This is a genomic window from Cyclobacterium qasimii M12-11B (genome assembly GCF_000427295.1).
In the GTDB taxonomy this organism is placed as follows: Bacteria; Bacteroidota; Bacteroidia; order Cytophagales; family Cyclobacteriaceae; genus Cyclobacterium; species Cyclobacterium qasimii.
In genome coordinates, this window is sequence record NZ_ATNM01000057.1 from 26,237 (window position 1) to 40,583 (window position 14,347).

The following is a 14,347-nucleotide window of genomic DNA, read 5'->3' on the forward strand; positions in this document are numbered from 1 at the left end:
CAGGTAGCGTTTTCTTGATAAAAATTTCTTTCGTATTATTGGACTTTAAAAATTTAGGCGTAAATTTGCATCACAATCACGGAAATAAAAGTTTTTCTGTGTACCAATGACAAGCGAAAGTAGCTCAGCTGGTAGAGCACGACCTTGCCAAGGTCGGGGTCGCGAGTTCGAATCTCGTCTTTCGCTCATATAAAGCCCTTATTTAAGGGCTTTATTATTTAGATGGCGATTATAGTGGAAATGGTTTTTCCTTTTTCTATATTAGTTGTCGCTAATGTTGCCGGGATGGTGGAATAGGTAGACACGCAAGACTTAAAATCTTGTGGGGGTAACCCCGTGCGGGTTCGATTCCCGCTCCTGGTACAATGCTTATTCTTTAATAAGGCAAACATTTAAAAAGCCGCTTAAATTTATTTTAAGCGGCTTTTTTATTGGTCTTTGAGGTGTGTCTAGTTACTCCCAATACCCATAATACCTCCCCATCCAATACGCGACCAGGTAGTAGGTGCCACTTACCTCTGTTTTTCCACCACCTCCGATGTCCAACTGTTTTGGGTTGGTATTCCACCTGAAAGTGTTTCCTTCGGGTGAGGGCAAGGCTGTATAGGCCTGCGGGCTCCTTCCTCTGCCTGGGAACTCATCCACTTTTAAGTCCCATCGGTGACTGTTTTCTACTGACCAGGTAATCAAATCCAAAGGAAAAGTCTGTATTTCCCTGAGGGCAATGTTCAAATCCATATCTTCTTTGAGTAGTGCACTAGCAAAAACATTCCAAACCGGCATATTGTCTGAACGCACTGCTTTCCAGGATCTGTTTAGACTTTGCAAGTATAAGGGGTAAGAAGGATCGTCTTTAGGAGTGTAGTTGAGCAAGTTGTAGTAGGGAAGGAAATTTAGAATGTCATCGGAGTGACTGATGTCAAATGGGTCAGTCATCTTGGCCTCAAGTGCGTTGATGGCATAACCTTCCTTTTCAATAAGGTGTTGGTAGACTTTTTTATATTTTGCCTTCCCTGTAAAATGATAGGCAGTTTGCAGAGAGGAAAGGATCTGCAAGGAATTTAGGCCTTTCTCATACAGCCAATTGGAAGATCTGTTCAGGGAGTCTGGGGTCCATATGGCCCACCTTGTGGGTTTCCCATCGTAATCGATTAGTTGTAAATCATTGTCGACAATGTGACCGACGATACGATCAATAAGGTCCACTACTCTTTTTTTATCGTCTTCGTCAGCTACAAGGTCGTGGTACAAAGACATGGAAAGCAGATGCCCTACGATTTCATCAGAACTGGTGTCATCTAACCATTGCCATTTACCATCTGGTGATGGGTGCCAGTTTTTTGGATGCGGAGACCTTGATGGGGCCAAAAGATCTTCTGACCTTACATAAGACCTGGCAGGGTATCCTGGTATCCCAGTGACTGTCTCCAATCTTTCCAGGGCTTCGAAAGTTCGCTTTGCCTTTGTTTTGGCATCTTCACTTTTGGTGACGCCATATCTGAATGATTCGGCAATCAGGTAGCAGGAGGTCCAGAGGCCATCATTGTCTTGGTTTTCCAAAAAGCTACTGTTGATGTCTCCTGCTATCGCCAGTTTGGACCTGTTAACAATGCCAATTCGGTTATGTCTTTTTTCGATAATCTCTTCTATTCCATTTGCCTTTTCTTCCAAGGTCATGGCTTTCAGTCCTATTTCGGAGATGCCATTGGGCGTTGCCACCCATACTTTTCCTGGCTCAATAGGGAGAATGTCGTTGATTTGGTCATCAGGTAACCATCTTTTACTGGTGTAATACCTCCAGTTTTTCCTTTTCGGATCAAACCTTTTGGCGTGCCTATCCATAACAAGCTATCCGTTTCGAGTATTTTTGTTGCAGGGCCGTATGGGAGTCCATCTGCGCCTCTTTTTAGCCAATGATTGCCATCAGCGGCAAGAGACGCAATTGCTTTTGGTGAGCTAAATAAAATGTCTTTACCATTTAATCCGGTGGTTACTGTCAGGTATTGGCTATCATGCCCGAGTGCTAAGCCTATTTTATCCATGTCCAGCCATACGCCTGATTTTTTTGCCAAAGACCTTCGTCAGCTGCAATCCATATTATGCCTTCATTGTCCTGGGTTATTGCATTGATTTTTATGTCAGAAAAGGTGGTGACTTTTTCCCATGTTCCATTCCAGCTATACAGTCCGTGGGTGGTTCCGGCCAATAAAGTGTTGTTATCTATCCAATGTGTACTTGTGATGGATTGGCGGCCATGGGTCCGCGGTGGGTTTGGGATTCTTTCGCCTTTTTCAGACCATATGGTCTTGTCATTGTTCATCCATACTGTTTGGGAATTGTCCGCAGTAGCATTGATTATACCTGAGACATAAGGTTGGCCTGTCCATTTGTCCTTTTGATTGTAAAATATTCCGTGGGAGGTGATTGCTTTGATTGTGTTGCCATGCTTGAATAATTTCACGACGTCTAAACCAGCATTAAGAGGGAGATCAATTTTTTGGCTGACTTCCTGGTAATAGGAGCCAGAAGCTATTTTCTGAGAAAAAACCTGGACTGGGCTGAAGCATAACCAGGCCATTAAAAAGGCAGTAAATTTCAAGACTTTCATGTTGTTAGGGTTTCAAGCTGACTAGTGGAGGTTTCTTGGGTGATTTTCACGTTTCATTGAAAAGCTGAAACTTCCTGATTTACTACTTATCTTAGGTATAATTGGGCTATTTATTTCAGAATTGTAAATGAAATTGAGATGTTGAGATTAATCTGTCACTTTTTTCGTGGCTTTAAATTTGGATAAGGCTGATCTTATTGACTTATATCAGCTCTGGTGTATATGGGAGAGGGGGCACACGAAGAGAGCAGGACATCATTGCATGGGGTGGCTATCAATAATTTCATGCCCTTGTCTCTGTATTCTAATGTGGAGGAAACAGGGACAATACTATTATTGATATCTACAGGGTTTAAGTCATCAAGTTCTCCCCAAGGTTTATCGTTATCTATGAAAAGATTTTGGTTAGGCAGGAAAGTAATAGTATTGCCGTCCAGTTGGTAGGAGCCAGTTGAGAAAAAATAATAACCTACTAGTTCTCCTGAATTTGGCTGTCGGTAAGTAATGGATTTGGTAAAAGTCCTGTCTTCATTGATTATAAGTGTTGCGACGCTATTCAGTCCATAGCCCTCATGCAAGTTTACAACTTCCCAAGTATCATAAAGGCTGCCATTTGAAAAACTATCCTCCCAATTTGTACAGGAGCTTATGCTAATAGCAAACCAAATTAAAAGGGTTAGAAAATTTGTACGTTTCATGATGGTTAATAAAGGTGTTTAATTGTCAAGACGATTTACTTTTCACATTTGTCTCAATTGCTTGCAACTGAGATTTAAAATTAGGGTTTTTAATTGAAAAGTGTAAATGAGTAGCTAGTCAGTCTATTAAGAGACTGAATGCTAACAAAGTTAGGAAGAGATTCAAAAAGTAAAAAAGTGGTGTATTTCGGTAGGGTCCATCACGAAAAAGTAAGGGCGTGGCTTTTTTAATCTTATTTAAAGCTACGAAAATGTCATGTTGTCAAAAATATGCAATTCAATTGTTTTACCATTGTCCATAAAATAGCAGTCTGCTAAATTTTCCAAGGGAAGTTTGGTGTTTGTGTTGTTGTTAAATACCCCTAGTTTCCCTCTTCCGTGATGGTGATAAGGCGTTTTGTAAAAAAACCTGAGCTTGTATTTTTCTGCTCTAGTACTAGCCATTTCCTTCGTCATTCTCCGGTGATTAATAAAGTATTTTGTGAGGTGTTCACGGATTTTGTTTTGGGCAGGCTTAGACAATAGAGGAGGTAAAAAGAACCTATTGGCAATTTTTTCTCCATTTGGATCATTAGATCCAAATGGGTAATGGTGGATGTCTAATAAGTCTGCAGTTACCAATATCATAGAATACAAATTTAAATTTTGCTGGAATAAGCTAAAAACCCATTTTTAATTTGATGAGCGTAGTTACCATTCACTGAGTTTGTTAAAGGGAATTGAATGCATATAATTAGCAATTATTATATCAATATAAGTATGTAAAATGAAAAAACAAATGAAAAAAGGTAATAATTAATTAATAAAGTTATATAAAATGGATTTATATCAAATATTGACAAGCCATTTGTTATGCAAATACTGATTTAAGTATTTCGGTACATTGTTTTTCGATGTTCTTAGTGAGAATTATTTAATCTTGGTTTATGCAATGGGATTTTCATATTTCAGCGGAAAATGTTACAATCTCAGGATATATGACTGTTGTTGAAAGGGTTTCAGCAACTGATTGGTTTTCTATGGCGCCCCTCAGGGTGAGCCTCAATATTGAATTCAATTTCCCTTGCTCTTTCAAGTAACACCTTAATTGGATTAAGGTGCTTTTCTTATTAAACGGTTAACCTGAGCGCCATTATTTTTGAGCAGTTAGGTAATGAAAAAGTAGCTTTAAAACCTAAGAATAACGAAATTCAAAACCATCGAAGAAGCGAAACTTTTGTGAGCTAAAACTTTCAAGTATTATGCGTTTAGAAAATATTAATATTCAAGGTTTGACAAGTGAGGAGGTTAAAGTTTCTAGGCAGAAATTTGGGTCAAACACTTTAAATTATAAAAAGGAAAATGGTGTTTTAGGTGCTTTAAAGAAATTAGCGAAAGAGCCAATGATTTTACTATTGTTGGCGGCTTCACTTATTTATTTTGTAAGTGGGAAACCAGGGGATGGAATCTTTCTTGCCTCTGCCATAATTATTGTTTCAATCATTTCCCTGTATCAGGATTCAAGAAGCCGCAATGCTTTACAAAAATTAAAACCTTAACCCAGCCTAATTGTAAGGTGATCCGAAATGGAAACCTGGAAGAAATAAAAAGCGAAGATTTAGTAGTGGGCGATAGTTTGTTAGTAGAGGAAGGGACTTCAGTTGCCGCAGATGGAATCATTGTTCATTCCAATGATTTCTCTGTCAATGAATCAATTCTAACCGGAGAATCTTTATCAGTCTTTAAAGCTAAAGAAAAGGAAGACAACGTCATTTATAAGGGAACTACCGTAGAAAGTGGATTGGCCATTGTAACCATTACGACTATTGGTAACGAAACTAAACTTGGGGAAATTGGTAAGAGTCTTGAAAGTATCAAGGAAGAAAAAACTCCTTTGGAATTGCAAATAAACAGTTTTGTGAAAAAACTGGTTTATGCTGGTGCCATCGTATTTATAGTAGTTTGGGGGATTAATTATTTTCATTCTTTCGATTTATTGGACAGTTTGTTAAAGGCACTTACGCTGGCCATGAGTATTTTACCTGAAGAAGTGCCCATGGCATTTAGTGCATTTATGGCAATAGGGGCCTGGCGCTTAATGAAAATGGGAATAGTGGTAAAGCAAATGAAAACGGTTGAAACATTGGGGAGTGCTACCGTCATTTGCACCGACAAAACAGGTACTATTACCGAGAATAAAATGAGTTTGGCAAAACTTTATGCCGGCCCAAACCATTCTATTCTCAGTCCTGATGATGATTTAACTCCAAAGGAAAAAGAACTCATAACAATAGCGATGTGGGCAAGTGAACCTATTCCGTTTGACCCAATGGAAGTCGCTTTGCACGACGCATATGGCAATCTAAAAATGGATGATGAGCGTCCTAATTTCAAAATGGTGCACGAGTATCCCTTTAGTGGAAAACCACCCATGATGACTCATCTTTTTGAAAATGAATTTGGCAAAAGGGTTATAGCTGCCAAAGGAGCTCCAGAAGCTTTGATGAATGTTTGTCATCTGACAACAATAGAAAAACAACAAATTGAGAATGCTATACTAACTATTACTAGTGAGGGTTATAGGGTCTTAGGTGTTGGTGAAAGTTTTTTAGAAGGAAACGATTTTCCTAAGACACAGCAAGAAATCACCTTTGAATTCAAAGGAATAGTTGCTTTTTATGATCCTCCAAAGAAAAACATTAATAAGGTTTTGGAAGCGTTTTACCAAGCAGGAATTGCGGTAAAGATTATTACCGGTGACAATGCTGCAACAACTTCAGCCATTGCCAAACAAATCAATTTTAGAGGCTATGAGAAAAGTTTAACGGGCGAGGAATTGATGCAACTTTCTGAAACAGCATTGAAAGAAAAAGTAGCCGAAACGAATATTTTTACCAGAATGTTTCCAGATGCAAAACTGAGGATCATTAATGCCTTAAAAGCAAATCACGAAATAGTGGCCATGACAGGTGATGGGGTAAATGATGGGCCTGCCTTGAAAGCCGCTCACATTGGTGTCGCCATGGGGAAAAAGGGGACCGAAATAGCCAAACAAGCTGCCTCTCTGATTTTAGTTGAGGATGATTTATCAAAAATGGTGGATGCAGTGGCAATGGGAAGGAAAATTTATACCAATCTCAAAAAAGCCATTCAATACATTATATCCATCCATATCCCCATTATTTTAACGGTTTTTATTCCATTGGCCTTGGGTTGGATTTATCCCAATATACTTTCACCCGTGCATATCATTTTCTTAGAATTAGTAATGGGGCCCACTTGTTCTATCATTTTTGAAAATGAACCCATGGAAAAAAATACCATGTCACAAAAACCAAGACCTTTCTCAAGCACTTTTTTCAACTGGAAAGAATTAACAACAAGTACTCTGCAAGGTTTAGTCATTACAGCAGGAACTTTGTTCATCTATCAATGTTCCGTCTACCAGGGTCTTGGTGAGGCGCATACACGAACAATGGTCTTCATCGTTTTAATCACGGCTAATGTTTTTTTAACCCTTGTAAATCGTTCTTTTTATTATTCTATCTTCACTACATTGAGATACAAAAACAATTTGATTCTACTCATCATAAGTATTACAGTTACTTTAACAGCGCTCTTATTATTTGTTTCGCCATTAACGGCATTTTTTCAATTTGCCCAGGTTGATGCATTTCAGTTGTTAATCAGCATAGCAACTGGATTTATAGCTGTTATTTGGTATGAATTTGTAAAAATTAACACTAGACGAAAAGGTGAAATTTCAGGTTAAAGTACACTCAATGCAGCATTAAAAAAGAACGAAACCTGATGTATGCGTTGGCCCAACAAAAGCAAAAATGCAACATCTCAAAATTCAGTCACTGGGTAAATTAAAATTCGCAAACTGGAAGAGTTTAATTCTTTCAGAAATGAACGTCATTTTATCCATGTAAACCTTTTGGTATTTCTTTAACAATACCCTGGTGGTTACTGAAATCATCAGGGCCTATACTATGCACAAATAAAAATCTAATTTTAAATAATCGAAAGTACCATGAGCATGATTCGGCATGATTATATGTTCGTGGAATACAGCATTCGGAACATGATTGGGTATTTCCATCCAATAGGTATCTGCAGTTTTACCAGTTTTACCAGTTTTTTTTAACCTTTTAGCCTTAACTGCATCAGTTGGTGACATGAAAGGGATAACAGTTTTCAATTCCCAAGGGATACCCCTTTTGGTCCAGATATTATTTTTTTCGGAGTTATTATGGAATAAGAGTCTCTTATCGATGTTTTCAGTCTGTCCGACGTAGAATTTATCGATTGATTTAGAATGAAGGGATTTTTAAAAACATCCATTTATTAAAGGTCTTTCCGATTGATGAGGTCTTTAATTTGGATTAAAATGAAGATTAAAGAAGTATCTGGTGAAAATGGTGTTAAAATGAAAAAGTCACTTAAGAAATGCATCTTAAGTGACTGATTATTAAGCTCCTCCTCTTGGGCTCGAACTATGCTTGAATGCAGCCTGTATGGGCGGTTTTACGCTAAAAATGTTGTATATTTATACTAAATCCGTACAACAAACTGTACAACATTTTAACCAGAAAACATGAGAAAACAACTACCTTCACTCTACCTAAATAAGCAACGGGTAAGTAAGAAATCTGGAAAAACGCCGCTGTTTTTCAAACACGAGATCCATGGCAAGATTGTTAAATTCCAACTTAACATTAAGGTAAATCCAGAGTATTGGAACCAGGCACTTCAGCAAGTGGAAAGCGATACGACACTTACCCAAAAAATAACTCAAATTCGGGAGCTCTGGAAACTACTGTTTCACATAGGGAAGAATGATAATCGTTCTATCGAAATGTTTCAACAGATGTTCAGGGAGAAGATTAACGGAGAAGTCAGGAAGAAGCCAATAGACCTAAAAGCTAATTTCACCTTCTACGAACTTTTTGATAAGTATATGGAACAATACAAAAACAGGTATGCCCATACGCATCTGAAGAAGTTTCTTACCGTCAAAAATTCCCTTCATAGTTATTATCCGAAATTAGCCTACCAAGAACTTACTACTGAATTATTTGATAACTACAGGGATAAATTGGTAAAACGGCAGCTGACAAACAACTATATAAAGGATCTTTTCAAGATAATAAAAAAGGCCTGCAAATTCGGTCGTTCACTTAATATTGCAATCCCAATGGATATTGAGGAGTTCAGAGTAGAAACCTATAAAGGAAAGATTATCTGGCTCACGCAGGAAGAACTGACAGCCCTTGAAAATGTGGAATGCTCCGAATCGGAACAAGTAATCAAGGATTGCTTTCTTTTCAGGTGTTACACTGGTTTGCGGCACAGCGATATGAAACATGTTGATATTCTAAACTTGAAAGGGAATAGACTTGAGTTCAATATTCAAAAACAGGGTAAACTTCATGGTATTACTTTAAGCGAGGGTACTAAATCTCTGGCATTGTTAAAGAAATACAAGTCTTTTCCGATCACCACTGGACAAAATGAAAACAGGAAACTTAAAATTTTTTGTCAGCGGGCAAGGATTAACGATGTAATAGAAACCTATAAGCGGTCAGGATCTCAATTCCTAACAGAAGCGTCTCCAAAATACCGGAAAATTTCGGGGCACACAGCCAGGAGAACCTTTGCCAGGTTGGCTTACGAAAAAGGCGTGGAGCTGCTCAAACTGAGTAAATTTCTAGGGCACAGTTCGTTAGACGTAACCCTGGGATACATTGGCATAACCTTGGCCGACCAGGAAAACATTGCCTTTTAATATTGGTGAATTACTTAGATTTTTTGATGGAATAGATTGGGGAATATCGTATATTGTAGTTATTCAAACGTTTAGGGAATATGCTATTAAAATGGAATAGCAGTATAATATGGTTACGGGTAACCAACTGGCATTCAGTTCCCTAGGAATGCTTGTTTCACTAACAATAAAATGTTAAATCCCGAACACATTGAGAAGGTAGATGAACTACTGAAGGAGTTTAAAGCCTTCCAGGAAAAGTTTGAAGAGCTGAAGGAAGATGAATTTACCTTCAAAAAAACCTTGATTAACCTAATTGCGGATCACTTTTTGGCACGAAAGCGGCTTAAAACGTTTGAAGCCATCCTTTATTTGGATAGCAATTGAAATTTCATAAATCCCCGGAAATTAGCTTTTGGGGATTTTTTATTGAATAGGGGATTAAATTGTAAGGATCATTACCAATTTTTTTATTATATTCCTTAAAATTAGGCCATGGACATTTTTTCCAGTTTAATTTTCTTGTAGTTTTCATCTTTTAAAACAGGATCAACAAGTCAGACAGGTTCCAGACGACTGTCCGTTTGCATTTGAGATGAAAAGACTATAACCTCATACCTTTACATCGTTGAAGCTATATCTCTTACTGCTGAAAGTAGGGGATTTTAAAACCCCGGTTGACCCATGGGCGAAAGGTTAGACGAACGGCAATAATATTAAGGGCTCAGGCGGTCCCACGGAAAGATTGAATATCAGGTATTTATAGGGTTTCGGTGCAAAAAAAAGTGCAAAAAATACTGTAATTCTTTAGGGGAATTAGTCCTGTAGGAATTATCCGGCAGTACTTTTTTTATGCCTGTTACCAAAGCTTAAAAGGGGACAGTAAAAAAAAGTCATCTCGATTTCACATAATGCCTAGCAACTTTGCGGCCAATGAAAATGGAAACACAAGTTGACGGTTTCGGTAATTTTCCTATATTTAGGGGGCGTTCGTTAATTAAGCTATAAGAAAAATTTCCATAAGGGCTGCGGTTTGCTATTAATTGGCATTAATTTAAAAATGAAAGAGCTTCTTCAAAAAATACTAGATGATCCCAAAGCGACCATTGCCTTAAGCGCAGTCTTGATTTCTTTCATTTCTCTATTACTTTCTATAATCACCTCAATTCAAAACCGAAGAAATAATAGATTAGGTGTCCGACCCTTGGCTTATATATATCCACCAGATTATGAAGATCGGATTGCTGTAATCATTCAAAACAAGGGAACTGGTCCAATGATAACGAGGACTATAAAATTCACCAATGAGAATGGTACATCTAAATGTAATTTAATCGACTTCATGCCAGAGTTAGAAGAAGGATATTACTGGGCGGACTACAGTAAAGCGTCAAAAATAGTACTCAGACCATCTGAAGAAAAAATTCTAATAGAGTTAAAAGGAGACCATATGGACGAAGGGTTTATTCGACATAGAGAAGAGATCCGAAGAGCACTTTCAACGATTGAAGTAGAAATTAAATATGTCAGTATATTCAATGAATGGTGTCCATTCAAGCTGAAATATAAACTTACTTGGTTTGAAAGAAAAAATAAGAACCGGTGCCAATCGAGTACACGGCCGTGAGCCATAAGCTCACGATCCGCCTCTCACACCACAATAATCAGGGTTCTCGTTTACGGTGCTCATTGGATTGATGATTGTGTTTTGAGGTTTTAATATACATATATATACCGGGCAATGTGATTAATTTAACATATCCACCAGGCCTCAACTTTTTTACGGTGGATGATATTATGGTAGTTCGCATTCCATCACAGTACATATGCGCGGTATGTCGACTTGTGCCATGCTATGAATGATTAGAGAATGAATGAGCCAGCAATTACAGATTGGATAACAGCAGTAGCTGCATTAATAGGGATTGGCCCGATAGTTTGGGGCTTGGTAAAATTGGTTTTACGAGATAAAGAAAAAGAAGAGCGACTCAGATTCGTGCAAGGACAGCTTGATGAATTAAAACGTCAAACGTCAGAATTTCAGTATCAATCGACTTTAATGAGCGAAGCAAACGCTTTGTTAGAGAAGCAAGTCAATTTGCAAGCGGAGATTTATCTTAAGACCCAGGACATTGAAGGCAAGAAAGCGGAGATTGAAAAAATGAAAAGAATATCAGATGTCAAACCACATTTTATATTATATACAGCTTCTTCTCGCCCAAATACTTTCAAAATTAGTCTCAAAAATAATGGAGCAACGGCTGAGAATATTCGAATTGATTCGACAACAGATTTTATTAAAGCGCAGGTAACACAAAACCAAAAGGCGGATAAAGGAGACATAATTGATATTGATGGACACGCTGATCTAAAAATGACTTATTTCAATTCGAATCAAGTGACTGGGGACATTGTCATTGCTTTTAAAGACGTTGATGGAAGGGAGTATTTACAAAAAGTGACCAAAGCTGGGAATGGTTGCAATATTGAACCGCCACATCTCATTGAGCAATAGGCCCCGACATCCAACATTACATATAATGAACTCATAGCCTGTCCTACTTAAGCGGGAGTGCGCCTCCTCCCTGCTGTAAGGCAATCTCACAGCACTTTATCCCGATTTTCGAGAGAGGCAATCCAGGTCTCGAAACTGTCCTGAATCGCTACCCGGTTCATTACATCTTAGGTTGCGCCTGAAGACATAATCGGGCAGGTTTTGAGGAGGAAAGCATGGATTCATACCCACTACTCAGGTGGTTTGACACTTTACCCGGTGGTAGTTGAACTGTAGCAGGATCAAATAGTCAAACCTGCTGGCCCAAGTCGAGTTATCCTTAAATATCCATGTTCACTTTATCACCTGCCATTTTATACGCAATTGAATACTTTTCTGGTTTTATCAGCTCTTAAATGCCATCCAACATGTTGGACAGGTTCAGTCAAGGGCGGTCTGTGTTGCGCCTGCGGCAGGTCGTTCATATTACCCTTGACGGGTTCTGGCCAGCTGTTACCTTTGCATTGGAGATGAAAATAGATTTACGGCCCTTTCAATGCTTTCGTTAAACTTGGCTCAGGTATAGTTCTCGTCGATCGATGGTCCTTTAAAAACCCCGGTTGATCCCGGGGCGAGGGGATAGAAAAATGGCGGCAGGGTTAAGGGCAGGATGCGAGCCGCCTGCGAGTCCGAATGGAGCCGTTCAGGAGAAGCACGATAGTGTGACTGAACGTGCGTAATGAGGGACGCAGGCGAGCCATACACTGGATGAGGGATTACATTTTGCCTACCTGCCGGAGGCCTGAAAAACAAAAATGAAATTAGGAACAGCCGAATAGAGGAACGGAGGAATGTCGAACGTAGATAAAAGCAAATTGGGAATGGGGGGCTAAAAAAGTGGAGCAAAAAAATGGTTCGGTGATACCTTACATACTCTCCTTAATTCTAGGAGTGGAATAAAAATAATAAACTCATCACGGTACCATTTTTTTGTGGAGCGTTTTAAGGTGTGAAAATTTGCTTTTTTTCGGAGTGAAGAACGTTTTTGAGTACCACAGATTCTCCGATATACCAAGCTTATTTTGGAATGGTTCGATACCATTCCAAAATAAATTATTGAATTGAATTGGTTATAAACCCTAAACCAGGCGTAAGAAAAGTCTTGATTTAATGCTGAAGTGTGTAAAATTTTTAGCTATTGTGTTAATTACCCCCCCAAATAGGCGATACTGTGTATAATGAACCCCGAAAACGCCATAATTGTTAATTTGAAAAAATCCGAAAATCTATCTTTGTTTATATACTTGAATGAAGATTTTTAAATGCAACTATGTTGCGTAAGTAATCGTCTTTTTAAGCCTGTATGTTAATTTTTATAGCGGAAAGTGCCGGGGGGCTTTCCCATATCTTAAGTTGAGGGGGTGTTTTTATAGTATGGGTCTGTTTCTAAGGGACATATTCTAAAAAATGGCGTGGTATATGGAATAGGGGAAAGGTTAACATTGATAAATGATAGCTTTATTCTCTACCTTAAATATACAAATGCATAAACAGGAAAAGCTTAAATGGTGGAGTGTGCTTTTCATTCACTGCTATCATGGGATTTCCACATTTTTAAATTACCCAAGTACAGGATTAACAAATGATACCCACCATTTTTAATTATTTAAAATTGAAAATGGTGGGATACAAGAGCGTAACAAAACTACCCTCGGTCTTTAATGGCTTTTTGTGGAGGGCTGCGGAACTCCTCAGTTCCTTAAATGTTACGAATGGACTCCATGTCCAATTCATCAGCGGATTTCTTGCGGTAGCACTTTACATAATCTCTGTGTAGGGGATTATGTATTATAATCTTTTTCATTTTTCCCAATATCTTTTAATTGTGGATACTCCATATTTCAATCCGAATTCACTTTCAATTTTATTTTTAAAACGTCTTAAAGTAAGATAGGGATAGATTTTTTTAGTGGCTACAATTAAAGATTTGGTTTGTTCGTCTGATGCCATAAAATTGCCCCTTCCATATTTTCGAATTGAGGTTGATTTATATGGAAGTCTTTCTTTTAGGTTTTTCACTGTTGGGAAAATACCCCAAAATTGATTTTGGAATTCCTTGGAAGCTTTTCTGATATCCTCCCTTATAGCCTTAATATAGCTTTCCTTGCGTAAAGCCCTTTTTAATTTAGACCTCTGGTCAGAATCCTCAACTTCTTCAACATCATCAGAATACCAGTGCTTTTTTTTTAATTTTAAAGGAACATAACCTCTAAGGTCCAGGGCTCCAGCAACTTTTAAACCGAATTCATCAATTATTTCCTCGGTCTTGGAATATCCCATTATTCCTTCATTACCCTTCCAATGTATAATCCAATTGAAAAAAAGCTTTTTTAAGGTTGTATAATCTTTTATGATTTCTTGATTATTCCAAAAGAGTTGGACAATTGTACTCTGAATATACACTTTGTCTGTAAAATTAGGGTCATACCTTAACATTGTTCGGTAAGGGATTACATCATAGACATTATATTCTTTCATCATATGCCTTAAGCTCCCAGAAATTGGAGTGAAAGAACGATATTTTTTACCGTCCATTTCAAAAAATATTAAATTTCTCATCGTTCAAAAATAAATTGAAAAATCTTTTGATTTTGAATGTTCTATTTCGGTTTTTGTAATTAAAGTTGGTATATTTTTCTAACAATATCTAAATAAATATTAATAAATCATTTGATATATTGAGCATTGCCAATCCGTTAATTTACATATCGGTTTGAAACCTTCCTTTAAATTGCTAG

General features: G+C 37.8%; 14 protein-coding genes and 2 tRNA genes. 8 read left to right on the plus strand and 8 right to left on the minus strand.

The window, feature by feature from the left end; all coding sequences use genetic code 11:
• Positions 1 to 113: 113 nt before the first annotated feature.
• Together ADICYQ_RS05090 and ADICYQ_RS05095 are read left to right on the plus strand one after the other, a co-directional pair.
• Positions 114 to 186 (plus strand) — tRNA-Gly (locus tag ADICYQ_RS05090).
• A 93-nt stretch (positions 187 to 279) separates the two neighbouring features.
• Positions 280 to 363 (plus strand) — tRNA-Leu (locus tag ADICYQ_RS05095).
• A gap of 90 nt (positions 364 to 453) precedes the next feature.
• Here the strand turns inward: ADICYQ_RS05095 and ADICYQ_RS27045 are convergent.
• The 5 genes from ADICYQ_RS27045 to ADICYQ_RS05110 form a co-directional block, all read right to left on the minus strand.
• Entirely contained in the window at positions 454 to 1,719 is a 1,266-nt protein-coding gene (locus ADICYQ_RS27045; RefSeq protein WP_020893483.1) for a hypothetical protein, read from the minus strand.
• Positions 1,689 to 2,072 carry a hypothetical protein gene (locus ADICYQ_RS27050; RefSeq protein WP_152520460.1) on the minus strand — a complete coding sequence of 128 codons (384 nt, stop codon included), beginning with the start codon at positions 2,070 to 2,072 and terminating at the stop codon, positions 1,689 to 1,691. The genes ADICYQ_RS27045 and ADICYQ_RS27050 overlap by 31 nt, the downstream gene beginning before the upstream one ends.
• A complete protein-coding gene (locus ADICYQ_RS27055; RefSeq protein WP_020893485.1) occupies positions 2,030 to 2,608 on the minus strand; it encodes a hypothetical protein in 579 nt (192 codons plus the stop codon). The genes ADICYQ_RS27050 and ADICYQ_RS27055 overlap by 43 nt, the downstream gene beginning before the upstream one ends.
• 194 nt (positions 2,609 to 2,802) lie before the next feature.
• On the minus strand, positions 2,803 to 3,306 hold the full coding sequence (locus tag ADICYQ_RS05105) for a hypothetical protein (protein WP_020893486.1): 504 nt from the start codon (positions 3,304 to 3,306) through the stop codon (positions 2,803 to 2,805).
• 243 nt (positions 3,307 to 3,549) lie between these two features.
• Positions 3,550 to 3,933, minus strand: coding sequence for a hypothetical protein (locus tag ADICYQ_RS05110; RefSeq protein ID WP_020893487.1), 384 nt, complete (start codon positions 3,931 to 3,933; stop codon positions 3,550 to 3,552).
• Between the two features lie 614 nt (positions 3,934 to 4,547).
• Here ADICYQ_RS05110 and ADICYQ_RS28245 point away from each other — a divergent pair.
• Together ADICYQ_RS28245 and ADICYQ_RS05115 are read left to right on the plus strand one after the other, a co-directional pair.
• Positions 4,548 to 4,844 (plus strand): cation-transporting P-type ATPase, encoded by a 297-nt coding sequence (locus tag ADICYQ_RS28245; RefSeq protein ID WP_020893489.1) that lies wholly within the window; start codon positions 4,548 to 4,550, stop codon positions 4,842 to 4,844.
• A 17-nt stretch (positions 4,845 to 4,861) separates the two neighbouring features.
• Positions 4,862 to 7,057: a cation-translocating P-type ATPase gene (locus tag ADICYQ_RS05115; protein ID WP_020893490.1), complete on the plus strand. Its 2,196-nt coding sequence runs from the start codon at positions 4,862 to 4,864 to the stop codon at positions 7,055 to 7,057.
• A 216-nt stretch (positions 7,058 to 7,273) separates the two neighbouring features.
• Here the strand turns inward: ADICYQ_RS05115 and ADICYQ_RS27060 are convergent, their stop codons facing one another.
• Positions 7,274 to 7,597 carry a GIY-YIG nuclease family protein gene (locus ADICYQ_RS27060; protein ID WP_152520462.1) on the minus strand — a complete coding sequence of 108 codons (324 nt, stop codon included), beginning with the start codon at positions 7,595 to 7,597 and terminating at the stop codon, positions 7,274 to 7,276.
• A 288-nt stretch (positions 7,598 to 7,885) separates the two neighbouring features.
• On the opposite strand from ADICYQ_RS27060, the gene ADICYQ_RS05125 reads away from it, so the two are divergent.
• Both ADICYQ_RS05125 and ADICYQ_RS05130 read left to right on the plus strand, forming a co-directional pair.
• Positions 7,886 to 9,076 carry a tyrosine-type recombinase/integrase gene (locus ADICYQ_RS05125; RefSeq protein ID WP_020893493.1) on the plus strand — a complete coding sequence of 397 codons (1,191 nt, stop codon included), beginning with the start codon at positions 7,886 to 7,888 and terminating at the stop codon, positions 9,074 to 9,076.
• 171 nt (positions 9,077 to 9,247) lie between these two features.
• Positions 9,248 to 9,442: a hypothetical protein gene (locus ADICYQ_RS05130; protein ID WP_020893494.1), complete on the plus strand. Its 195-nt coding sequence runs from the start codon at positions 9,248 to 9,250 to the stop codon at positions 9,440 to 9,442.
• 4 nt (positions 9,443 to 9,446) lie between these two features.
• On the opposite strand, the gene ADICYQ_RS27365 is transcribed toward ADICYQ_RS05130, so the two are convergent.
• Positions 9,447 to 9,590, minus strand: coding sequence for a hypothetical protein (locus tag ADICYQ_RS27365; RefSeq protein ID WP_020893495.1), 144 nt, complete (start codon positions 9,588 to 9,590; stop codon positions 9,447 to 9,449).
• Between the two features lie 525 nt (positions 9,591 to 10,115).
• On the opposite strand from ADICYQ_RS27365, the gene ADICYQ_RS05135 reads away from it, so the two are divergent.
• Together ADICYQ_RS05135 and ADICYQ_RS05140 are read left to right on the plus strand one after the other, a co-directional pair.
• Positions 10,116 to 10,682: a hypothetical protein gene (locus tag ADICYQ_RS05135; RefSeq protein ID WP_020893496.1), complete on the plus strand. Its 567-nt coding sequence runs from the start codon at positions 10,116 to 10,118 to the stop codon at positions 10,680 to 10,682.
• A gap of 243 nt (positions 10,683 to 10,925) precedes the next feature.
• Complete coding sequence (locus tag ADICYQ_RS05140) at positions 10,926 to 11,570, plus strand: hypothetical protein (RefSeq protein ID WP_020893497.1); 645 nt, start codon at positions 10,926 to 10,928, stop codon at positions 11,568 to 11,570.
• Between the two features lie 1,839 nt (positions 11,571 to 13,409).
• On the opposite strand, the gene ADICYQ_RS05150 is transcribed toward ADICYQ_RS05140, so the two are convergent.
• Positions 13,410 to 14,144, minus strand: a complete 735-nt coding sequence (locus tag ADICYQ_RS05150) for a hypothetical protein (protein ID WP_152520461.1) — start codon at positions 14,142 to 14,144, stop codon at positions 13,410 to 13,412.
• Between the last annotated feature and the right edge of the window lie 203 nt (positions 14,145 to 14,347).

Coding starts and splice junctions, on each gene's coding strand:
- ADICYQ_RS27055 (WP_020893485.1), bottom strand. CDS start 2,608: ATGAAAGTCTTGAAATTTACTGCCTTTTTAATGGCCTGGTTATGCTTC.
- ADICYQ_RS05105 (WP_020893486.1), bottom strand. CDS start 3,306: ATGAAACGTACAAATTTTCTAACCCTTTTAATTTGGTTTGCTATTAGC.
- ADICYQ_RS05110 (WP_020893487.1), bottom strand. CDS start 3,933: ATGATATTGGTAACTGCAGACTTATTAGACATCCACCATTACCCATTT.
- ADICYQ_RS28245 (WP_020893489.1), top strand. CDS start 4,548: ATGCGTTTAGAAAATATTAATATTCAAGGTTTGACAAGTGAGGAGGTT.
- ADICYQ_RS05125 (WP_020893493.1), top strand. CDS start 7,886: ATGAGAAAACAACTACCTTCACTCTACCTAAATAAGCAACGGGTAAGT.
- ADICYQ_RS05130 (WP_020893494.1), top strand. CDS start 9,248: ATGTTAAATCCCGAACACATTGAGAAGGTAGATGAACTACTGAAGGAG.
- ADICYQ_RS27365 (WP_020893495.1), bottom strand. CDS start 9,590: ATGAAAACTACAAGAAAATTAAACTGGAAAAAATGTCCATGGCCTAAT.
- ADICYQ_RS05135 (WP_020893496.1), top strand. CDS start 10,116: ATGAAAGAGCTTCTTCAAAAAATACTAGATGATCCCAAAGCGACCATT.
- ADICYQ_RS05140 (WP_020893497.1), top strand. CDS start 10,926: ATGAATGAGCCAGCAATTACAGATTGGATAACAGCAGTAGCTGCATTA.
- ADICYQ_RS05150 (WP_152520461.1), bottom strand. CDS start 14,144: ATGGACGGTAAAAAATATCGTTCTTTCACTCCAATTTCTGGGAGCTTA.